This is a genomic window from Streptomyces sp. NPDC054932 (assembly GCF_053610205.1).
This window is the reverse complement of sequence record NZ_JBSGXU010000061.1, coordinates 19247-40922: the sequence shown is the minus strand read 5'-3', so window position 1 is coordinate 40922 and position 21676 is coordinate 19247. Positions and strand designations below refer to the sequence as shown.

The window sequence follows — 21676 nt, the reverse complement described above, 5'->3', positions numbered from 1 at the left end:
CGGGCGCGACCGGCGCGACGGGGGCGACCGGCGCGACGGGGGCGACCGGCGTGACCGCCGTGACCGGCGGCTTGATCACCACCCCGCCGCCCCACCCCCGCAGGGTCAGCCTCTTGGTGATCAGCACGTTCTCGTAGTAGGTGCCGGGCATCACGGTGATGATGTCGCCCGGCCTGGCGGAATTCACCGCGTCCTGGATCGAGTCGCCCGGGTGCACTCTGCGTCCGGCCGCGGCCGTGGACGGCGCGAGCACGCCGAGACCTGCGGCCATGACGACTGCGATGCACGTGAGGGACTTGATTTGTCGGTTCGTCACGATGCCGAAGTTATGGGCGATTTCGCCCTCTCGCCACACCGTGTGAGTGGATGGTCACATCTCGTGGGCAAACGGCCCCATTTTGCCGTCCGGAGGAGTGGATAGTCGTACTCCGGGAGGCGGCCGAACGGGGGTGACGCCCGGTCAGCTCCGGCCCCACGGCGTGTCGCCCCGGCCCGGACGGGCCGCGCGAGCGCTTCACACCCGGGCGAGGCCGGCTGCGCCGAAGGAGACGTCGAAGCGGTCGCACCAGATGGTGACGCTGGTGAAGGCGGCCACGTCCACGTCGGCGGGGACCGGGTAGTTCTGGTCCCCCTTGTTGCCCTTGAGCTTGCCGAGGCTGACGTACTGGCCGTCGTCGAACACGCGCCAGCCCGCCACTCCCTCCTTCACCGGGGCGTCGGTCAGCCACACCCGCAGATCCGGGCCGTTGCTCGTGTCGAGGTCCGACAGGCGCAGGGTGTGGGACCCGTCGGGGAGCCGGATGAGCTCCACCCGGCCGGTGGTGCTGTGCTCGTGGCTGATGAGCGATCCCCGGGCGACCGTCACCGGGGCGGCCGCCGCACCGCCCGGTACGGCCGCGGGCGCGCCTGCACCCGACGGTGCGGCGGCGGCCGGGAGCGCCTCCCGGACGGTCTCGTCCTGCCACAGCTTCCACGGCTGCAACCAGTACAGCCCCGCTGCCAGCACCACCGTCACCGCGATCGATGCTCCGGCCCACAGCCGTCCGCGCCGCTTCGTCCCTGTCACGTGCCGATCCCTCTTCCTCAACTGGTCCGTCCCCGCCGATTCAACGCGGCCGGGCGGCCGGACGCCAGGCCCGTCCCGATGACGAAAGTCTGACGTCCCCCCTCGGCGGCCCGACCCCGGACCGTTGCCCGCTGCCCGGCGTTCGCGCTGGTGGCAACGGGTTTCCCGGTCGGCGCGGTGATGGGCAACGGGCAACCCGTCGACCCCGGTGCGGGCCGGGGGCAGGCTGAAGCCGTCAGCACGAGGCAAGCACCCCAAGGGGAAATCATGCGCAAGATGTTCCGCGGCGCCGCCGCGCTCGCCACCTCCGTCGTCGCCGTGATCGCGCTCAGCGGCTCGGTCGAGGCGAAGCCGGCCGACGCGTGGGCCGGCTGCCCGGACGGGGCGGTCTGCATCTACCCTCAGAACCAGAACCCCGCCGTCAAGCCGACGCACGTCTTCTACACCTACGGGGCCCACAACCTGAGCAATCAGTTCGGGAACCACTGGGTCCTCAACAACCAGTACGGCGGTGCGACCGCAAATCTGTGCACGGGCTCCGGAGGGTCGGGCTGCGGCAGCCCCATCGCTTCCAAGACCGGTGTCTACGCCGACCTCACGCCCATCAACTCGGTCCGGCTCAACCCGTAGCCGCACCCCCCTCGAAGGGGCTTGCGGAGCCTCCGGACGGACGGCTCCGCAAGCTCGTGTGCTGGTCATACCGGCCCGAAGATGCGGCCGTCCGCCCCACCCCCGCTGTAGCCTGGGCGCTGCCGTACCGCTGCCTGGGCGTGCATTGCCATGGGGGATGTCTTGGGGGATCCGGACCACCGGCGGAAGACCGGACACCAGCACGATTCCGACGACGCCGCGATGCCCTTTCCCGCACAGCTGAGACGTCTGCGGGTGCAACGCGGCCTGTCCCTCGCGGACCTCGCGCGGCAGACGCACTACAGCAAGGGCTATCTCAGCAAGATCGAGACCGGCTCGAAGCGCGTCACCGTCGACGTCGCGCGGCGCTGCGACGACGTACTGCGGGCGGGCGGTGAACTTCTGCGGATGGTCCGGGAAACGGGTCCGCGCGACAAGGACTGCGACGGCCGGGGCGACCCCGACGCCCCGGCCGGTCCGCAGGCGGCCGGCGAGTGCCCCTACCGCGGCCTGCCGGCCTTCACCGAGCGGGAGGCCCGGTGGTTCTTCGGCCGGGAGCGGGCGACGGCGGAGCTGATCGAGCGGGTCTTCGAGCGGGTCGGCAGCGGTCCGCTGATGCTGCTCGCCCCGTCCGGCGCCGGCAAGTCCTCCCTGCTCAACGCCGGTCTCGTGCCGGCGCTGCGGCGCGGCGGCTTCCCGATGCCGGGCTCCGACACCTGGCCGGTGCTGCGGTTCACGCCCACCGCGCGACCGCTGAAGGAACTGCTGGACTGCGCCGCGAAGGTCCTGGGCGGCGATCCGGGCGTCACCGCCGGCGAGTTGCGGGACCGGCCGCACGCACTGCTGGAGGCGGTCCGGCGGCTGTCGGGTCGTCCCCCGGCGGACGACCCGGACCGTACGCCCCCACCGCCGCGTCCGGTACTGCTCGTCGACCAGTTCGAGGAGCTGTTCACGCTCTGCTCCGACGAGGGCGAGCGGCGCGCGTTCGTACGGGTGCTCTGTGCGCTGGCGGCCGCGCCTTCCGGGCCGCAGGCGCCGGCCCCGGCCGTCGTGGTGCTCGGCGTACGCGCCGACTTCTCCGGGAACTGCCTGGACCTGCCGGAGCTGGCCCCGGTGTTCACGGGAGGGCTGTTCGTCCTGCCCCCGATGTCCCCGGCCGAGCTGCGGGAATCGATCACCCGCCCGGCGGGCCTCGCCGGCCTCACCCTCGAACCGGGCCTCTTCCCGCTGCTGCTGCGGGACGTGGGCCTGCGCGACGATCCGCCCGACCGGACTCCCTCCGGGGTGCTCCCCCTGGTCTCCCACGCGCTGATGGCCACGTGGCGGCAGCGCGAGGGCGCCACCCTGACCGTCGCCGGATACGAGCGGACCGGCGGCATCCGGGGGGCGATCGCCCGTACGGCCGAGGAGGTGTTCACCCGCCTCTACCCGGCCGAGCAGAACACCCTGCGCCGCGTCCTGGTGCGGCTGGTGCACGTCGCCGACGGCACGGGGGCCACGCGGCGCCGGATGAGCCGGACGGCCCTGATGGAACAGCTGGCGGACGCGGGCCCCGCCGCGGCCGCGCTCGACACCTTCGTCCGGGCGCGCCTGATCACCATGGACAGCGACACCGTCGAGATCACCCACGAGGCGCTGCTGCACGCCTGGCCCCGACTGCGGGGCTGGATCCGCGCCGACCGGGCCGGGCTGCTGATCCACCAGCAACTGGCCCACGCCGCCGCCGAATGGGAGCGCGAGGACCGCGATCCGTCGGCGCTCCACCGCGGGACCAGGCTGGACACCGCCCGGGCCTGGGCCGAAGAGCACGACGGCAGGAGCCGCCTCGGCCCGCAGGAGGCCGCCTTCCTGCGGGCCAGCCAGGACGCGCACGACAGCCGTGAGCGACAGGCCGGGCGCCAGGTGCGGTTGCGGCAGTGGACGCTGGCCACGCTCGTCGTCCTGCTGGTCCTCGCCGTGGGCGCCGGGGGTCTCGCGTACCAGCAGCGCGCGGGCGCCCTCGGCCAGGAGCGCGTCGCGCGTTCGCGGGCGCTCGCCCTGCAGTCCGCGGCGCTGGCTGCGGGCCAGCCCGAGGCGTCGATGCTGCTCGCCGGGGAGGCGTACCGGACCTCGGCGACGAGCGAGGCGCGCGGGGCACTGCTGAGCACCCAGTCCCAGCCGTTCATCGCCCGGCTGGGCGGGCACGGCGGGCCGGTCAACGCGGTGGCCTTCGCACCGGGCAACGACGTGCTGGCGACGGCCAGTTCCGACGGGACGGTGACCCTGCGGCGGGTGGCCGACCGCCGGACGACCGCCACCTTCACCATGCCCGGGCGGGTGCGCGCGGTCGCCTTCGGTCCCGACGGCGGGATGCTCGCGGCCACGTCGACGGACGGGCCGGCGATGCTCTGGGACACCACCCGCCACGAGCGGCGGGCGCAGCTGCCGGCGCGTACGAAGGGGGCCCGGGCGGTGGCCTTCGCGCCCGACGGGCGCACCGTGGCCGTCGCCGGTGCCGACGGGACGATCGGACTGTGGGAGACGGCCGGGGACCACCGCGCCCTCGGGTCCCTCACCGGCCACACCGGGCGGGTCAACGCCCTGGCGTACGCCCCGGACGGCCGGACGCTGGTGTCGGCCGGCGCCGACCGGACCGTGCGGCTCTGGGATCCGGTGGAGCCGGGTCCCGCGGCCGTTCTCACCGGGCACACCGACGAGGTGCTGGGCGCGGCCTTCGCGCCGGACGGCCGTACGGTGGCCACCGGGGGCGTCGACCGCACGGTACGGCTGTGGGACGTGGCGGGCCGCCGGACGACCGCCACGATGACCGGGCACAGCGACGACGTCAACGGCGTCGCCTACACGCCGGACGGGACGAGGGTCGTCAGTGCGGGCGGCGACGGTACGACCCGGCTGTGGGACGTGGCCGGGGGCCGGGCGACGGCGACGCTGGCCGGTCACACCGACTACGTCCTCGGAGTGGCCGTGGACAGCGGTGGCGGGGTGCTGGCCACCGCCGGTTTCGACCAGTCGGTGGTGCTGTGGGACCTGCGGGGCGCGGTGCTCACCTCGCGGCCGTTCACGGAGATCTGGCACGCCGCGTACAGCCCGGACGGGAAGCGGCTGGCCACCGCGGAGGCCGATCACGCGGTGCGGCTGTGGGACGTGGCGCGGCGCCGGGTCCTGGCCACCTTCGCGGGGCACAGCGAGACGGTGTTCTCGGTGGCCTTCGCACCCGACGGGCGGACCCTGGCCTCGGCCGGATCCGACGGCACGATCCGGCTCTGGGACACCGCGGCCCCCGGCCGGTCGGCCGTGCTCACCGGTCAGGGCGGGACCGTGTTCGCGGTGGCCTTCGCGCCGGACGGCCGGACCCTGGCGTCGGCCGGATCGGACGGCACCGTGCGGCTGTGGGACGTCGCGGGGCGCCGCCCCCTCGCCGTCCTCGCCGGTCACACGGACTTCGCCAACGACGTGGTGTTCAGCCCCGACGGGCGCACGCTGGCGAGCGCCGGGGACGATCTGACGGTCCGTCTCTGGGACGTGGCGGGGCGCCGTCCGCTGACCACCCTCACCGGTCACCGGGGTGCGGTGCGCGGTGTGGCCTTCAGCCCGGACGGGCGGACGCTGGCGAGCAGCGGCAACGACGGGACCGTACGGCTGTGGGACGCGCGGCGGCACCGCTTCGAGGCGGAGCTGGCCGGGCACACCGGCTCGGCGCGGGGCATCGCCTTCTCCCCCGACGGCCGTACGCTCGCGAGCAGCGGCAACGACCGCACCGTCCGGTTGTGGGACGTGGCCGGGCGCCGGACGCTGGCCGCGCTGTCCGGTCACGCGAATGCGGTGTGGGGCGTCGTCTTCGCCCCGGACGGGCGGACGGTGGCCAGCAGCAGTACGGACGGCACCGTACGGCTGTGGGACCTGGACGTCGGGGCGCGCCTGGCGGCGATCGGCCGCCTGCGGGACAGCGGGCCTTAGGCCGTCTCTTCCGGATCCTTCCGTGCCCGCAGGGGTCAGGCGTTCGCGATGACGAGCAGGGTGCGTGCCGCGACCGGGCCCGACAGGCGGCAGCGGTGCGGGACTTCGCCCCGGTGGTGGGCGCTCTGGCCCGCCCGCAGGGTCAGCGGTTCCTCGCCCTCGACCTCCAGGACGATCTCGCCCTCCAGGACGTAGAGGAAGTCCTCGCCGGGGTGTTCGAACCAGCCGCGCTCGCCCCGGCCGGGCTCGAAGTGGTGCTCGTACGCCTCCATCAGGGTGCTGCGCCCGCCGGGGATGAGCACCTGGGCGATCTGCCCCGCGGCCTCGTTCACCCGGATCACCTGGGGGTCGCTCTCGTGGCTGACCGCGCCGGGCCGGTCGGGCGGCCGCAGGAAGGTGCCCGGGGTGACGTCCAGGGCCTCGGCGATCCGGTAGATCGAGCTGAGGCTGGGCGTGGCGAGTCCGCGTTCCAGCTGGCTGAGGAAGGGCTGGGAGAGGCCGGAGCGGGTGGCGAGTGCGGCCATGGAGACGCCGCGCTGTTTGCGGCAGCCGCGGATCACCCGTCCGACCTCGATCGCTTCGGGCGTGGGTTCGGGGCGAGACACGCAGGTGAACGTACCTCATCGCCCCAGGGGTGCCGGGGGCCCGCGGGAGGTTTCGCACTGCCGCAACACTCCCGTCATAAGCGTGGTCAATTATTGACCTCACTTATCAGTGCCTCCGGAACGAAACCGGAACGAAAGAGGAGCCGCCCCGTGCACGCCACCCCCTCACCCCCCGGCCGGGGCCTCGCCGCGCTCGGCCCGGCCCTGGGCGCGGCCGGCGTCGTCCTCACGCTCTGGTACCTGCTCGCCCACCTCGGCGGGGTGGCCCCGGGACTGCTGCCCACCCCCGGGCAGACCGCGGCCGCCCTGGCGGACGGCGCCCGCAGCGGCACCCTGGCCGCCGACCTCGGCGCCAGCCTGACCCGGGCCGGGCAGGGCTTCGCACTGGGTGCCGTCATCGGCGGCGCGCTCGGCTTCGCCACCGGCTGCCTGCCGGTGGTCTCCGCCGCCGTCACCCCGGTGGTGTCCTTCCTGCGGCCGATCCCGGCCATCGCGCTGGTGCCGCTCGCCACCGCCTGGTTCGGCATCGGCGAGAGCGCCAAGCGGCTGCTCATCGCGTACGCCGTCCTGCTCGCCGTCTGGCTGTACGTCCATGACGGGGTGTCCCGGATCCCGGTCTCGCACCTGCGGGCCGCCCGGTCGCTGGGGGCCCCGCTGCACCGGCGGTTCACCGAGGTACTGCTGCCCGCCGCCGCCCCCGCCCTGCTCGCGGCACTGCGCTACGGGGCCTCGGTGGCCCTGCTCGCCCTGGTCGCGGCCGAACTGGGCGGCGCGGACAGCGGACTGGCGTACCGGCTCCAGGTCGACGGCCAGTTCCTGCGGGTGGACCGGATGTTCGCGGGGCTGCTCGTGCTCGGGCTGCTGGGCGTTGCCGTCGACGCCGTACTGGCCGCCGTCGGGCGCCGGTTCGTGCACTGGAGCGCGTCATGAGCCCGGAGGTGCGACTGGACGGACTCTCCGTCGGCTACGGGGCCGCCGCCGCGGTACTGGAGCACACCGACCTGGTGTTCCCGGCGGGTTCGTTCACGGCGCTGCTCGGGCCCAGCGGATGCGGCAAGTCCACCGTCCTCAACACGGTGGCCGGCTTCGTACGGCCCACAGCCGGGCAGGTGACGGCGGGCTCCGCGCCGGTGCGCGGGCCCGGGCCGGATCGGGGCGTGGTCTTCCAGCAGTACGCGCTGTTCCCGTGGCGCACGGCCCGCGGCAACGTCGAATTCGCCCTCAAGCGGCTCGGCCTGCCCCGTGCGGAGCGCCGCCGGCGCGCGCTGGCGGCGCTGGCCGAGGTGGGGCTCGCGGACGGCGCGGAGAAGTACCCGGCCCAGCTGTCGGGCGGGATGCAGCAACGGGTGGCCCTGGCCCGGGCCCTGGCCGCCGAGCCCGAAGTGCTGCTGATGGACGAGCCGTTCGGAGCGCTGGACGCGCTGACCCGGACCCGGATGCAGACCCTGCTGCGGGAGCTGTGGCAACGCCGCGGCACCACCGTCCTGTTCGTCACCCACGACATCGACGAAGCACTGGCGCTGGCCGGGCGGGTGATCGTGCTCGGCGGGACGCCCGGGCGGGTGCTCGCCGACCACGCCGTGCCCGCCGGACCGCCCGATCCCGACCTGCGCTCCCTGATCGCACGCCACCTCGGTTCCGAATGAACCCGCCCCCGTCCACGGAAGGACCGCTCACCATGCTCGGATCCCGCGCATGGGCCGCCGTACTGCTGGCCGCCCTGCTCACCCCTCTCGCCACGGCCTGCTCCGGCTCCCCGTCCGGTCCGGCCGGCGAAGGCCGCCCGACCGTCACCCTCACCGCGAGCGACCATCTCGGCGGCGCCCCCGTCTACGTGGCCGAGGAGGACGGCCTCTGGTCGGCCGAGGGCATCGAGGTCACCGTCACCACCCGGCCCACCGGCCGGGACGCCCTGAACGCAGTGCTCGGCGGCCAGGCCCAGCTCGGCGTCGTCGGCGATCTGCCCGCCGTGACGGCCGCACTGGGCGGGCGCGAGCTGAGGGTCGTCGCCGACCTGTCCCGGTTCTCCGACTGGCGCCTGCTCACCCGCACGGACCGGCAGATCACCGGCTTCGCCGCGCTGAAGGGCCGCAAGGTCGGTGTCCCGCAGGGCACGAACGTCGAGTACGCGCTGTCGCGGATGCTCGCTTCGGCGCAGCTCACCACGGCGGACGTGACCGTGGTCAACCTCGCCCCGAACCAGGTCACTTCGGCCCTAACACGCGGGGACATCGACGCCGGGGTCACCTTCCCCAGCTTCTACGGCGCCGCGCGTACCGCCCTGGGCGGCTCCTACGCCGAACTCCCCTTCACCGGATACACGGCCAGGACCCTCCTCGTCGCCGGGCCCGCCGCGAGCGAGGAGAGCACCACCGCGGTCCTGCGCACACTGCTGCGCGCCCAGCGGGAGCTCGGCGCCGACCCGGTCGGCGCGCGCAGGGCCGTACTCGCCCAGTCCAAGGGCGCGCTCCAGGCCGACTACGTCGACACCTACCAACCGCGCTACACCTACGGCGCCACCCTCTCCCCCGAGCTGCTCGCGCAGCTGGAGGAGGAGGCCGCCTGGGCCAAGGCCGCCCAGAACCTGCCGGGCGCCGCCGACCGTGCCGCACTGCTGCGCCACCTGGACCCCGGCCCCCTGGCGGCCGTCGACCCGGCCGCCGTCACCGTCCGCTGAACCCGCCCCACCACCTTCAGGAGATCCTCATGACCGTCGACCAGAACACCCTGCGCCGCCGCGGTGTCGGCCTGATCGCCCACGACCCCGAGCGCAGCCAGGGCGGATACACCCTCTACACCCCGATCACCAGCGCCGGCGAGATCCACCTCGTCGACATCGAGGGCCGACCGGTACACACCTGGAACTCCCCGCACCCGCCGGGCCGCCAGGCGCAGATCCTGCCGGGCGGGAACCTCTTCTACGCGGCCAAGGACACCGGCGGCCCGACCCTCTTCCCCATCTGGGACGTCTACCACGGCGGCATCTTCCAGGAACTGGCCCCCGACTCCACGGTGCTCCGCGAGGTCCGGCACCCCTTCCACCACCACGACGCCTCGCTCCTGCGCAACGGAAACCTGATCATCGGGGCCGTCGAGCCGCTGGACCCGGCCGACGCGGCCCGGATCCGGGGCGGGATCCCCGGATCCGAGGCGCCCGGCGGGGTGATCTACGGGGACGTGGTGTACGAACTGACCTGGGACGGGGAGATCGTGTGGCGCTGGGCCGCCATCGAGCACCTCGACCCGGAGGAAGTGCCGCTGAACCCGCACTTCGCCCGCAACCACTGGCCGATGGCCAACACCGTCAACGAGAGCGCCGACGGGTCGATCGTGGTCGGCTTCCGCAGTGCGTCCACCACCGTGGCCGTCGACCGCGCCGACGGGTCCGTCCGGTGGCGCATCGGCCCCGATGTCCTGGCCCAGCAGCACCATCCGCACGAGCTGGCGGGCGGCACCATCCTCGTCTTCGACAACGGCACCTACCGCGACACCACTTCGGTGCCCTACTCGCGGGTGCTGGAGCTCGACCCGCACACCGGCAAGGAGGTGTGGGCGTACGAGGACAACCCGCCGCAGAACTTCTTCAGCCCGTACATGTCCAGCGCCCAGCGGCTGCCGAACGGCAACACCTTCATCGCCGAAGGCTCCTTCGGACGGCTCTTCGAGGTGACCCCCGGCGGGGAGGTCGTGTGGGAGTTCGTGGTCCCGCAGTTCCGCTCCTTCGGCGACGGCGTGGGCCTGGAGTCCTCGGCCGGCGCCCAGAACTCCGTCTTCCGCGCCCACCGGTACTCCGCCGAGCAGATCCCCTGGCTGTGAGGAGCACCCTCACAGCCCGGCGGCCTCACTCGTCCCACCCACCCCGGACACCCAGAATTATTTCGCCGGAAGGCGTTTCATGTACGGCCGATTAAATTGCCGCACGCTTATCCGGATACCGATCAGGACCGTTGACAGCCTTTCTCCGGGCTGCCTGGCTTACGCCGGGGAGCGGCTGCGGGCGGTCGCCGCGGGCATCCGGGAGCGCGGCGAGGTCCCGTTCCTGCACACCGCGGCGAGCAACACGCGTGCGATCCGGCTCTACGAGTCGATCGGCTTCACCCTGCGCCGCCGGCCCTTCTTCCTGGCGGTCCGGGCCCCGGGCAACACCGCCGCCAAGTTCTCTTAATATTGCGGTCATTGTATGGCACCGCTATCGGGCGTAGCGTTTTCGAAAGAAATTGATGACGGGCCGAATTGCATGATCCCGCATCGGCTTCCCTTTTCCGCACGCCGAGCAGGAAGGCGCAATTCCACGTGTCCGTTTCCTCATCGTCCCCGGCGCCCCTGCACCTCGCCGTCGCCCTCGACGGCGCGGGCCGGCACCCGGCCGCATGGCGCGAGCCGGGTGCCCGGCCCGCCGACCTGTTCACCGCCCGCCACTGGGCCGGCCTCGCGGCCGAGGCCGAGACGGGGCTGCTCGACTTCATCATCTTCGAGGACGGCCTCGCGCTCCAGTCCTCCTCGCCCACCGGATCCACCGCACCCGACGAGCGCACGGACCGGGTCCGCGGGCGACTGGACGCGGTCCTCACGGCCGCCCGGGTCGCACCCCTGACCCGGCACATCGGGCTGGTGCCGGCCGTGACGGCCACCCACACCGAGCCCTTCCACATCTCCAAGGCGATCGCGACGCTCGACCACGTGAGCCGCGGACGGGCCGGTCTGCGGATCCAGGTGTCCGGACTGCCCCACGAGGCCCGCCACTTCGGGCGGCGGACCGTCCCGCTCACAGCCGGGGAGCTGTACGGGGAGGCCGCCGACCACGTCGAGGTGATCCGGCGGCTGTGGGACAGCTGGGAGGACGACGCGGAGATCCGCGACGTGGCCACGGGCCGGTTCGTCGACCGCGGCAAGCTGCACCACATCGACTTCGAGGGCCCGCACTTCAGTGTCAGGGGTCCGTCGATCACCCCGCGCCCGCCGCAGGGGCAGCCCGTCGTCAGCGCGTCCGGTGACGGCGAGGCCTCGTACGCGCTCATCGCCCGGTCCACCGATGTCGGGTACGTGGCCGCGCACGACGGGGCCGGTACGCGCGCCGCCGTCGCGGCGGTGCGGCGGGCCCGGGAGGCGACCGGGGCCGTGGAGGACCCGCTGCACCTCTTCGGGGACCTCACGGTGTTCCTGGACGAGGACGGTGCGGCGGCCGGCGCACGCCTGGAGCGGCTCGACGCGCTCGCGGGCGTCCCGTACGCCGCTGAGGGCGCGGTCTTCACCGGGAGTCCCGGACAGCTGGCCGACCTGCTCCTGGAGCGGCGTTCGGCAGGTCTGTCGGGTTTCCTGCTGCGGCCGGGCGTGATCGCCCACGACCTGCCCGCCATCACCCGGGGGCTGGTCCCGGAGCTGCAGCGGCGCGGGGCCTTCCGCCGGGAGTACGAGGCGGACACCCTGCGCGGCCTGCTCGGGCTGGACCGCCCGGCCAACCGTTACGCGAAGCCCGCAGCCTGATCACGGCCCGACCGCCGCCCGACCCGGACATCCGGAAGGACGAACCATGAGCAGCAAGCCGCTCAAGCAGATCCATCTCGCGGCCCACTTCCCGGGTGTCAACAACACCACGGTGTGGAGCGACCCGGCCGCCGGCAGCCACATCGACTTCGACTCGTTCATCCACTTCGCACGGACCGCCGAGCGCGCCAGGTTCGACTTCCTCTTCCTCGCGGAGGGGCTGCGGCTGCGCGAACAGGGCGGACAGATCTACGACCTGGACGTGGTCGGCCGACCGGACACCTTCACGGTGCTCGCCGCCCTGGCCGCCGTGACCGAGCGCCTCGGGCTGACCGGCACCATCAACTCCACCTTCAACGAGCCCTACGAGGTGGCCCGCCAGTTCGCCACGCTCGACCACCTCTCGGAGGGCCGGGCCGCCTGGAACGTCGTCACCTCCTGGGACGCCTTCACCGGTGAGAACTTCCGGCGCGGCGGCTTCCTGCCGCGCGAGGACCGCTACTCCCGTGCCCAGGAGTTCCTGGCCACCGCCACCGAGCTGTTCGACTCCTGGGACGGTTCGGAGATCGCCGCCGACGCCGGGTCCGGCGTCTTCCTGCGCGATGCCCGGGCCGGGACCTTCGCCCACCGGGGCCGGCACTTCGACATCGAGGGCCGGTTCAACGTGCCGCGCAGCCCGCAGGGCCGTCCGGTGATCTTCCAGGCGGGTGATTCCGACGAGGGCCGGGAGTTCGCCGCCGCCGGCGCGGACGCGATCTTCGGCCGGTACGGAACCCTGGACGCGGGGCGGGAGTTCTACGCGGACGTCAAGGGCAGGCTCGCCAAGTACGGTCGCACACCGGACCAGTTGAAGATCCTGCCCGCGGCCACCTTCATCCTCGGCGACACCGACGCCGAGGCGCGGGAGATCGCCCACGATGTGCGCCGCCTCCAGGTGAGCGGGCAGACCGCGATCAAGTACCTGGAGCACGTCTGGAACAGGGACCTGTCCGCCTACGACCCGGACGGCCCGCTGCCCGAGATCGACCCCGAGACCGGGGAGAACACCATCGCGCTCGGGCGGGCGAGCGTGCGGCAGTTCCGCGACCCGCTCGCCACCGCCCGGCAGTGGCGCGAGCTGGCCCGCGCCAAGAACCTGTCGATCCGCGAGCTCGTCATCGCGACCACCTCCGACCAGACCTTCGTCGGTTCCGCCGCCACGGTCGCCGAGTCGATCAACGAACTGGTGCAGGCGGACGCGGCCGACGGATTCATCCTGGTGCCCCACATCACGCCGGGCGGACTGGACGGCTTCGCCGACACCGTCGTCCCGCTGCTCCAGGAGCGGGGCGTCTTCCGCAGCGAGTACGAGGGCGTCACCCTGCGGGACCACCTCGGGCTGGCGCTGCCCGCCCCGGTACCGACCCCGTGAAGTTCCTCGCCATCACCCTGATCACCGACTCGCCGGACCCGGCGACCGGCGCCCCCAGGCCCGCCCGGGAGCGGTTCCGTGAGGTGGTCGCCGCCGCGCTGCGCGCGGAGGAGCTCGGCTTCGACGGCTTCGGCGTGGGCGAGCGCCACGAGCGGCCGTTCCTGTCCTCCTCGCCACCGGTGGTGCTCAGTCACATCGCTGCCCTGACCCGCCGGATCCGGCTGTTCACCGCCGTCACCACGCTGAGCCTGCTCGACCCGGTGCGGGCGTACGAGGACTACGCGACGCTCGACCACCTCAGCGACGGCCGTCTGGAGCTGATGATCGGCAAGGGCAACGGCACGGCCCAGCGCGAGCTGTTCCAGGTGACCCCCGAGGACCAGTGGGAACGCAACGCCGAGGGCTACGAGCTGTTCCGCCGGATCTGGCAGGAGGACAGGGTCAGCGCCACGCCGCGCTTCCGGCCCGCGCTGGCCGCGGCGGAGGTGCTGCCGAGGCCGTTCCAGCGCGTCCTGCGGGTCTGGCACGGCAGCGCCACGAGCCGGGAGTCCGTCGATCTCGCGGCGCGTTACGGCGACCCGCTGTTCTCGGCGAACGTCACCCACCCGATCGGCCCGTACGCCGAGCTGATCCGCCACTACCGGGAGCGGTGGGAGCACTACGGGCACGATCCGGCGCGGGCGGTGGTGGGTGCGGGCACGGCCGGCTACCACGCGGCCCGCACCTCGCAGCAGGCGGTGGCGGCCTACCGGCCGGCGTTCGCGCGCTATCTCGCCCTCCACGAGCAGCTGGCCACGCCTCCCGTCTTCCCGACCCTGGAGGACTTCGTCGAGCGGAGCTCGGCGCTGATCGGCAGCCCCCAGCAGGTCGTCGAGAAGGTGCACCGCTACCACGAGGCCTTCGGCCACACGGCCCTGCACCTGCAGGCCGAGGCGGGCGGGCTCGCCGAGGCGGACCACCGCGCCTCGCTCGAACTCTTCCAGTCGGAGATCGCGCCGGTCCTGCGGCGCGAGATACCCGACCCCTCCTTCCCCGACCTTTAAGGAGTCCGGCCATGCCCGGCATCCCCCTCGGGGTCCTCGACCTCGTCCCCGTATCGTCCGGTTCCACCGCCGCCGAGGCCCTGCACCGCAGCATCGATCTCGCCCGGCGCACCGAGGAGTTCGGCTACGCCCGCTACTGGTTCGCCGAGCACCACCTCAATCCGGGGGTCGCCGGGACCTCCCCGGCGGTCGTGCTCGCCCTGACCGCCTCGGCGACCTCGACGATCCGGCTCGGCTCCGGCGCCGTCCAGCTCGGCCACCGCACCGCGTTGTCGACGGTCGAGGAGTTCGGCCTGATCGACGCACTGCACCCCGGGCGCATCGACCTGGGGCTCGGCCGCTCGGCGGGCCGGCCCCAGCCGTCGGACGGTCCGGGCGCGCCCTCCGCCATTGCGGTCGTGGACGGGTACGCCCCGAACGGGCTGCGCGTCCCGGACCGCTTCTCCTTCGCCCATCTGCTGGGCCATCCGCGGGTGGTGCTGCAGCAGAAGCTGCTGAACCTGCCGGGAGCCCGGCCGCAGGAGTACGGCGAGCAGGTCGACGACGTACTCGCGCTGCTGCGGGGCGAGTACCGCTCTGCGCAGGGGGTGGAGGCGCATGCCGTGCCCGGGGAGGGCGCCGACGTACAGGTGTGGATCCTCGGCAGCAGCGGCGGGGTGAGCGCGGAGACCGCGGGGCGCAACGGGCTCCGGTTCGCGGCCAATTACCACGTCAGTCCGGCTTCGGTGCTGGAGGCGGCCGAGGGCTACCGGGCCGCGTTCAAGCCGTCGGCCGAGCTGGAGCGCCCGTACCTGACCGTGTCCGCCGACGTGGTGGTGGCCGAGGACGAGGAGACGGCGCGGGAACTGGCCACGGGGTACGGGGCCTGGGTGCGCAGCATCCGGACGGCCGAGGGGGCCATCCCCTACCCCACCCCGGCCGAGGCGCGGGCCCTGCCCTGGACCGACGCGGACCGGCAGCTCGTGGCCGACCGGGTGGAGACCCGGTTCGTCGGTTCTGCGCGGACCGTGGCCGATCAGCTGGAGCGGCTCCAGGAGGCGACCGGTGCGGACGAACTGCTGATCACCACCATCACGCACGGCCATGCGGAGCGGGTGGACTCCTACCGTCTGCTCGCCGAGGAGTGGGCCCGCCGCAGCACGGGCTGACCGGGGCGGCCCCCGCCTCCCGGCCGCCCAGCGACCGCGTTCGCCCGCCCGCCCGCCCGCCCGCCCCGGGGATGGTCCGGCGGGGCGGGCGGTGGTCCGTCAGCTGTCGCGGACCGCGACGATGCCGTTGAAGACACCGACGTACGCGGTGCCGTCGGGGCCGAGGGTGATCGGGGCCCAGTTGTTGTCGTAGAGCGGACCGGTTCCGGTCAGCTGCCGCCAGCGGCGCTCACCCGTGCGGAAGTCCACGGCCGTGAGGTACCAGGCATCGATGCCCCAGAAGTTGGGTTCCTTCTCGTAGAAGTAGAGCAGCCCGTTCGCGGTGGAGAGCTTGGGGACCACGGAGGGAGCACGGATCGCGCTCTCCCAGACCGTGTCGCAGCCGCTGCCGTCGGCACGGACGTCGATGCGGGTCACTCCGCCCACGACGGACTTGCCCAGCAGCAGGGTGGTGGGGTTCTCGTAGCCGTAGTTGTTCTCGACGACGATGCTGTTGCCCCAGGTGATGAGCGAGTTGTCGGTGGTCGATGCGCCGGAGCCGAACACCGGTACCTTGCAGACCAGCCGCCGGTCCGCGGGGACGTCCACGCCCCGCTTGTGGACCAGGACGTTCATCCGGTCGTCGGCGTTGTCGGTGATGGCGACGTAGCCGTTGCCGAAGAGGTCCGGGGTGGTGCCCGAACCCTGGTTGACGGAGCCGGGCTTGGCGGCGGTGCCGCGGTCGTACGGCTGGCGCCACTGGATCTCGGGGGTGCCGTCGCCGCCGGCACGGAAGCTGTAGAGCGCGTGGTCGGAGACGATGGAGACACCGTCCTCGGCGACCGAGAAGGAGTTCTGGATCTCCTCGCCCCGCAGCCGGACGGAGCGGATCTGCGAGGTGGCCGGATCCACCGTGCCGACCCGGCCCTGGCGGGTGACCCACCAGATGCGGCCGTTCCAGTCGGGCATCACGGAGGTGACGGGGTCGCAGGTGCCGCTGGGCCACAGGTTGGTCCAGGTCACGCAGTCGTGCGGGACCTGCCCGGTGAGGTCCCAGTCGTTGTCGACCGTGAACTTCCAGCTTCCGTCGGGGTTCTGGGAGTGGGCCAGGCGCAGGATGTGCTGGCGGGAGTCGGCCAGCACGGCCCGGTCCTGGTTGTCCAGGTAGAAGTAGGCGCCGCCCGAGGTGTCCTTGAAGATCTTCGCGAAATCGAGCGAGGTGATCGCCTCGACCGTCGACGAGCGCTGCGGGAGCTGGTACTCGGCGAGCGTGGCGAGCGTACGGGGCTCCAGGAGCTTGACCTTGAAGCCGGAGAAGGTGCCGCACACCGTGACGAGCCGGCCGGCCCTGTCGAAGGTGGCGGTCGCGCACTCGCCGCCGAGGGCGGCGATCTTCTCACTGGTGACCTGCGGGTTCTTGCCGAGCGGTCCCGACCAGGGGGAGGTGGCGCTGCCCGCCGCGTCGGAGTGCATGCCGCTGCGGCCGTTGGGCGCGAGGAAGGGGTGCTGCGGGGGCGCCTCGCCGGGCAGCGGGGCGGCGGCCGCGGGGCTGCCGTCGTAGTGCGTGACCAGGCGGTGACCGGGGGCCTTGGGTATCTCCTCGGCCTGGGCCGGCGAGCCGCCGTACATCACCGTGAGCGCGGCGACGACGGGCAGCACGGCGCAGTTCAGGGATCTTCGGAACATCCGGGCCTCCTCCATCTCTTCAGGGTTATTGACATTGCGTCTGATGTCGCGCCGCCGCCAGACGCTAGATCGCACCGCTCGAGGAGTCCATGGATGGGCCGGATGATTCACGAAGGCGCAACAGTCGATCAAGGATTGAGGCTGGAGACCACGTGCGCCGTGGCCGTCAGGCCGTTGTGGATGGTCGCGGCCATGCTGCTGCTCGCGAGGTAGAACCCGAGCAGCACGCAGACGACGGCGTGCGAGAACTTGAGCCCGCCGCTGCGCAGGAAGATCCAGGCCAGAACGATGAGCAGGACGACCACCGAGAGGGAAATCACCATCGAAACCTCCTTACTCGCCGCCATGGTGGCGCAGGAGGGGGTGCCTTCGGGCGAAAGACGTGTCCGCCGTACGGGTGTTGACCGTCCGTGACGGACGGTCGGTCCTTGACGATCCCGCCCCGGCGGACCCGCGCGCCCGAGCCCGAGGGCCCGGAACCGACCGCCTGTCACGGAAGGATGACGCTCACGCCCCGCTCCCGGAGGATTCCCAGGACCAGGTCGAACAGCGACACCTCGCCGTCGCCGGTGTCCACCCGCTGCGCCCACCGCTCCCTGGCTCCGGCCGGGGCGTCCCAGTGCAGGGTGAACGGAGTGGTGGCGCCCCAGCGGCCCCTCAGGCAGTCGACCAGAGCGTCGAGGTTCCAGCCGAAGTACCCGCCGGGCCCGTTGACCGCCTCGCCGATCGCGCAGTAGAAGCTGTCCGCATCGACGACGTGCCGGCCGTCCAGGGTGAACGCCGCTCCCGCGGGGGCGTCGGGCTTCCCCCGGCGCCGGTACTCCGAGGACCACAGTGCCACCGACAGCCACGCGTGCCGGTCCTCCGGGACGAGTTCGTGCCACAGGCCGGTGCGGTCGAGGTGTCCCGTGCGGATCAGGTCCCACACGCGTTCCGCCCCGGGCAGGGCGTTCTCGCACCCCAGTGTCAGCGTGAGGTCGACGGGACCGGCTCCGTGGCCGGAAGGCACGACGGAGGTCACGGTGACCTCGCCGACGAAGTAGGAGCCCATGGTGACGCCGTCGCCGTCGAGGAGGTCGAACCACGCGTTCCCCGCCGTGGCACGTCGACTGCCGACGTGGCCGGCGCTCTTCAGCAGGCCGCCCTGCGGGAGGCAGCCCGTGAGGCGGACCCGGCGTGCGCCCGGCTCCTCGTCCGGCAGGGGCGTGAACAACCCCTCGGCCCCCTGAGCACACCCCCAGAAGTCGCCGTCGTCCTCGTCCGAGGTCAGCGCGTACCGCTGTCCCCCGCCGCCCCGTCCCGGTGTTCGCATCGCACTCCCCATGAGGAAGCCGATCCTAGGTCGTGTCCGCTCCCCAGGAGGTGCAGGGGGGTTGTCGCGCCCTCGTCCCCCGTGTCATACATGCCTGGACCTTTGTCTAGACCTTTGAGGAAGCCGAGGAAGGCACCCCGTGCGACGCAGCGCCCCCACGCTCGCCCTCCGCCTGACCGTTGCGGGACTCACCGGCCTCGCCGGCCTCACGGCCTGCACCGCGCCCGACACCGAGCCCCCGCCCACCCCCGCCGGACTGACCGCCCAGGCCGGCAGCGCCACCAGCGTGCACGTCATGTGGGACGCGGCGGCCGGCCGGGACGGGGTGGTCGGCTACCAGGTCTTCGAGGCCGACCACCTGGTCCGCGAACTCCCGGCCGAGAAGACCATGGTGGACATCACCGGCCTCACCCCGAAGACCGGATACTCCTTCACGGTCCGGGCCAAGGACGCCGCCGGGAACCTCTCCGGCCCCGGCCCGGCCGCCCGCGTCACCACTCCCGAGGCCAGGGCCGAGGACCACCGGGCCCCCACCGCCCCCGCCACCGCCACCGCCCGGGCCACCGGACCCCGCGCCGCCCTGCTGACCTGGACGCCGGCCACCGACGACACGGGCGTGACGGCCTACGACGTCCACCAGGGCGGCGTGCGGATCCACACCACCGGCCCGGGCGAGAGCAGCACCGCACTGGCCGGCCTCCAGCCGGACACCGTCTACACCTTCACCGTCCGGGCCCGCGACGGGGCGGACAACTCCTCCCCCGACAGCCCGGCGGTCGACGTGACGACCCCGCCCGCCTCCGGCGACGGCCCCGGCACCGCCCCCGCCGAATTCACCGCGGCCGCCTCCCCCGGCACGGTCACCCTGGCCTGGACCGCCCCGGACACCGGCCGCGAGACCACCGAGTACGAGCTGTACGTCAACGGACTGCCCACGACCGTCATCCAGTTCGGGGCGGGTGCGGTGCCCAGTGGCCGGGCGGAGCACCGGCTCACGGTGACCGAGCCGGCCGGCACGGTGTGGACCGTGAAACTGCGGGCCAGACTCCCCGACGGCAACTGGGGATCCTTCTCCGCGGAGCGGCGGATCACACTCGTCGCATGAAAAGAAGACACCGATCCGGCCCGAACGGCTCGGCCGCCCGGGAAGATCGCGCACAATACATCCGTGTTCGGTGAGTACTCGTTCCATGACAGTCAGGCAGATTCCGCGGACAGTGATCCCGGCGAGCCCCCCTGCCCGGTGCCGGGCAACCTGCCCCCGGAACCTGCGAGCTTCATCGGCCGGGAGGAGGAACTGCGCCTGCTCGAGGAGCTGTTGCGCGAGCGCAGGCTGATCACCCTCACGGGGGTGGGCGGTGTCGGCAAGTCACGGCTCGCCCTGCGGGCCGTCGCCGCCGCCCGCCAGGCGCGGCCCGACGGCGTCTGGTGGGTGGAGCTGTCACCCCTGCGCGATCCGAGCCTCCTCACCGCCACCGTCGCCCACACGGTCGGCCTCGCCGACCACTCCCCGCGCCCCCCCGACGAGGAGTTGTGCGCATGGATGGCCGACAAACAGCTCCTGCTGGTGCTGGACACCTGCGAGCACCTGGTGGCCGACTGCCGCCACCTGGTCGGTGAACTCCTGCAGTCGGCCCCCGGCTTGACGGTGCTGGTCACCTCACGGGAGCCGCTCGGCATGCCGAGCGAGGAGGTCGTCGGGGTCCGGCCGCTGCCCTGCGAGGGGCCCGACAGCGACGCCCTGGCCCTCTTCCGGGCCCGCGCGCTGGCCGCGGCCCCACGGGCGGCGGCCGTCTTCGCGGACCCGTCCCGGACCGCGGTGGCCGCCGAGGTGTGCCGTCGCCTGGACGGCATCCCGCTCGCGCTGGAACTGGCCGGTGCCAGGCTTCGGTTGTGGTCGCTGGAGCACATGGCCGAGCGGATCGGCGAGCGCTTCGAGGTGCTGTCGGACGCCCGGGCGGCGCTGCCGCGCCGGCACCAGACGATGCGCACGACGATCGGCTGGAGCCACGAACTGTGCGAGCCCCTGGAGCGGCTGCTGTGGGCCCGGCTCTCGGTCTTCACCGGGGACTTCGACGTCGCCGCGGCGCGCGCCGTCTGCTCCGGCGGTCCGCTGCCCGCCGCCCGGGTGGAGCGCGTACTGGCGGGCCTGGCCGCCAAGTCGGTGGTCCTGCGCACCGAGGAACGCGGGGCCGGGACCCGCTACCGGATGCTGGACACGATCCGCGAGTACGGGCACGACTGGCTGGGCGAGCTCGGCGAGGTGCAGATCGTCACCGACCGGCACGCCCACTGGTACGCGGCGCTCTCCCAGGCCGCGGACCGGGGCTGGATGGGCCCGGGACAGGTGGACTGGTACCGCAGGATCACCGCCGAGCACGCGCAGCTGCGCACCGCCCTGGAACACCTGCTCACCGCCGACCCGGCGGCGGCCCTGGAGATGGCCGGGGCGCTGTGGTTCTACTGGTTCGCGTGCGGGCACGTGCACGAGGGCCGCGGCTTCCTGGAACGGGCCCTGCGGCTCGCTCCGCGCACGGAGGTCGCCCACAACCAGGCCCTGTGGTCCCTGGGGCTCACGGTGCTGCTCCAGGGCGACATGGACGAGGCACGGCGCCTCGGCGAGGAGGCCGCGCGGGGCGCGGCCCACCTCGCGGACCCCGAACGGGAACTGCGCGCCGCCTACCTGCACGCGGCGTCGGTCCTCATGCCGGGCGACCCCGTACGGGCCCTGGAGCTGGCCGGTCCGCAGGCCCGGGCCGCCCTCGGCGGACGGACCACCGGACTCGGCTGGCTGCTGTGCAAGCTGTCCACCGGCTACTCCCTGTGCGCTCTGGGGCGCCTCGAGGAGGCGGCCGAGGAGGCGCGGTCACTGCGGGAGGCCTGTGCGGAGCTGGGCGAGCGCTGGATGCGGTCCTACGCGGACTACATCCTGGCGGTGGCCGCGCTGGGCCTGGGCGACCACGGGGAGGCCGCACGCCACGTACGGGCCATGCTCTCCGGGAAGCGGCTGCTCGGCGACCGCCTCGGCATCGCACTGGGCCTGGACCTGCTGGCCGCGGCGGTGGCCGGGTTGGGCGACGGCGAGCTGGCGGCGCGCCTGCTGGGCACCGGGCACGCCTGGTGGCGGACCGTGGGCCGGCCACAGATGGGCTCGCCCTCGCTGACGGCCGTACGGGACCAGGGCGAAAGGGAGGCCCGGGCGGCGATCGGTGACGCGGCCTTCGAGGCCGCGTTCCGGGGCGGCGCGGCGGCGCCCACCGGCTGAGTGGCGGCCGGTGGGGCTGGAGATGTGCCTAAATCCTGGGCTCCCGTCAGTACGGGAGGGGTCTGCCCGACGGTGTGCGCAGGTCCAGGT

Annotated in this window: 17 protein-coding genes and 2 pseudogenes; 13 read left to right on the top strand and 6 right to left on the bottom strand. The window is 73.2% G+C overall.

The window, feature by feature from the left end; all coding sequences use genetic code 11:
• Nucleotides 1–316: pseudogene (locus ACWGE1_RS18695) on the bottom strand (hypothetical protein); the annotation flags it as partial.
• A gap of 198 nt (nt 317–514) precedes the next feature.
• Nucleotides 515–1066 (bottom strand): DM13 domain-containing protein, encoded by a 552-nt coding sequence (locus tag ACWGE1_RS18690; RefSeq protein ID WP_453421590.1) that lies wholly within the window; start codon nt 1064–1066, stop codon nt 515–517.
• A 267-nt stretch (nt 1067–1333) separates the two neighbouring features.
• Here ACWGE1_RS18690 and ACWGE1_RS18685 point away from each other — a divergent pair, with 267 nt between their 5' ends.
• Nucleotides 1334–1696: a hypothetical protein gene (locus tag ACWGE1_RS18685; RefSeq protein WP_453421589.1), complete on the top strand. Its 363-nt coding sequence runs from the start codon at nt 1334–1336 to the stop codon at nt 1694–1696.
• A 222-nt stretch (nt 1697–1918) separates the two neighbouring features.
• Nucleotides 1919–5653, top strand: coding sequence for an nSTAND1 domain-containing NTPase (locus ACWGE1_RS18680; RefSeq protein WP_453421588.1), 3735 nt, complete (start codon nt 1919–1921; stop codon nt 5651–5653).
• Between the two features lie 35 nt (nt 5654–5688).
• On the opposite strand, the gene ACWGE1_RS18675 is transcribed toward ACWGE1_RS18680, so the two are convergent.
• Complete coding sequence (locus ACWGE1_RS18675; protein ID WP_453421587.1) at nt 5689–6258, bottom strand: helix-turn-helix domain-containing protein; 570 nt, start codon at nt 6256–6258, stop codon at nt 5689–5691.
• A 150-nt stretch (nt 6259–6408) separates the two neighbouring features.
• Between ACWGE1_RS18675 and ACWGE1_RS18670 the strand changes: the two genes are divergently transcribed.
• The 9 genes and pseudogenes from ACWGE1_RS18670 to ACWGE1_RS18630 all read left to right on the top strand — a co-directional run bounded on the left by ACWGE1_RS18670 (nt 6409) and on the right by ACWGE1_RS18630 (nt 15344).
• Entirely contained in the window at nt 6409–7188 is a 780-nt protein-coding gene (locus ACWGE1_RS18670; RefSeq protein ID WP_453421586.1) for an ABC transporter permease, read from the top strand.
• Nucleotides 7185–7904, top strand: coding sequence for an ABC transporter ATP-binding protein (locus tag ACWGE1_RS18665; RefSeq protein WP_453421585.1), 720 nt, complete (start codon nt 7185–7187; stop codon nt 7902–7904). Before ACWGE1_RS18670 ends, ACWGE1_RS18665 begins: the two co-directional genes overlap by 4 nt.
• 32 nt (nt 7905–7936) lie before the next feature.
• Entirely contained in the window at nt 7937–8935 is a 999-nt protein-coding gene (locus tag ACWGE1_RS18660) for an ABC transporter substrate-binding protein (RefSeq protein ID WP_453421584.1), read from the top strand.
• Nucleotides 8936–8964: 29 nt separating this feature from the next.
• Nucleotides 8965–10074: an aryl-sulfate sulfotransferase gene (locus tag ACWGE1_RS18655; RefSeq protein WP_453421583.1), complete on the top strand. Its 1110-nt coding sequence runs from the start codon at nt 8965–8967 to the stop codon at nt 10072–10074.
• Between the two features lie 175 nt (nt 10075–10249).
• A pseudogene (locus ACWGE1_RS18650) lies at nt 10250–10423 on the top strand (GNAT family N-acetyltransferase); the annotation flags it as partial.
• 128 nt (nt 10424–10551) lie between these two features.
• Complete coding sequence (locus ACWGE1_RS18645) at nt 10552–11742, top strand: LLM class flavin-dependent oxidoreductase (RefSeq protein WP_453421582.1); 1191 nt, start codon at nt 10552–10554, stop codon at nt 11740–11742.
• Between the two features lie 46 nt (nt 11743–11788).
• The gene (locus ACWGE1_RS18640; protein WP_453421581.1) at nt 11789–13153 is read left to right on the top strand and encodes an NtaA/DmoA family FMN-dependent monooxygenase; all 1365 of its coding nucleotides are present in this window, start codon (nt 11789–11791) and stop codon (nt 13151–13153) included.
• Nucleotides 13150–14196 carry an LLM class flavin-dependent oxidoreductase gene (locus ACWGE1_RS18635; RefSeq protein ID WP_453421580.1) on the top strand — a complete coding sequence of 349 codons (1047 nt, stop codon included), beginning with the start codon at nt 13150–13152 and terminating at the stop codon, nt 14194–14196. The genes ACWGE1_RS18640 and ACWGE1_RS18635 overlap by 4 nt, the downstream gene beginning before the upstream one ends.
• Before the next feature lie 11 nt (nt 14197–14207).
• Nucleotides 14208–15344, top strand: coding sequence for an LLM class flavin-dependent oxidoreductase (locus ACWGE1_RS18630; protein ID WP_453421579.1), 1137 nt, complete (start codon nt 14208–14210; stop codon nt 15342–15344).
• A gap of 99 nt (nt 15345–15443) precedes the next feature.
• On the opposite strand, the gene ACWGE1_RS18625 is transcribed toward ACWGE1_RS18630, so the two are convergent.
• From ACWGE1_RS18625 to ACWGE1_RS18615, 3 genes are all read right to left on the bottom strand, one after another.
• Nucleotides 15444–17009 carry a hypothetical protein gene (locus ACWGE1_RS18625; RefSeq protein WP_453421578.1) on the bottom strand — a complete coding sequence of 522 codons (1566 nt, stop codon included), beginning with the start codon at nt 17007–17009 and terminating at the stop codon, nt 15444–15446.
• Nucleotides 17010–17137: 128 nt separating this feature from the next.
• Nucleotides 17138–17332, bottom strand: a complete 195-nt coding sequence (locus tag ACWGE1_RS18620) for a hypothetical protein (RefSeq protein ID WP_453421577.1) — start codon at nt 17330–17332, stop codon at nt 17138–17140.
• Between the two features lie 167 nt (nt 17333–17499).
• Entirely contained in the window at nt 17500–18321 is an 822-nt protein-coding gene (locus tag ACWGE1_RS18615; protein ID WP_453421576.1) for a barstar family protein, read from the bottom strand.
• Between the two features lie 139 nt (nt 18322–18460).
• Here ACWGE1_RS18615 and ACWGE1_RS18610 point away from each other — a divergent pair, with 139 nt between their 5' ends.
• Complete coding sequence (locus tag ACWGE1_RS18610) at nt 18461–19426, top strand: fibronectin type III domain-containing protein (protein WP_453421575.1); 966 nt, start codon at nt 18461–18463, stop codon at nt 19424–19426.
• A gap of 63 nt (nt 19427–19489) precedes the next feature.
• Entirely contained in the window at nt 19490–21586 is a 2097-nt protein-coding gene (locus ACWGE1_RS18605) for an ATP-binding protein (RefSeq protein ID WP_453421574.1), read from the top strand.
• Nucleotides 21587–21676 lie beyond the last annotated feature (90 nt).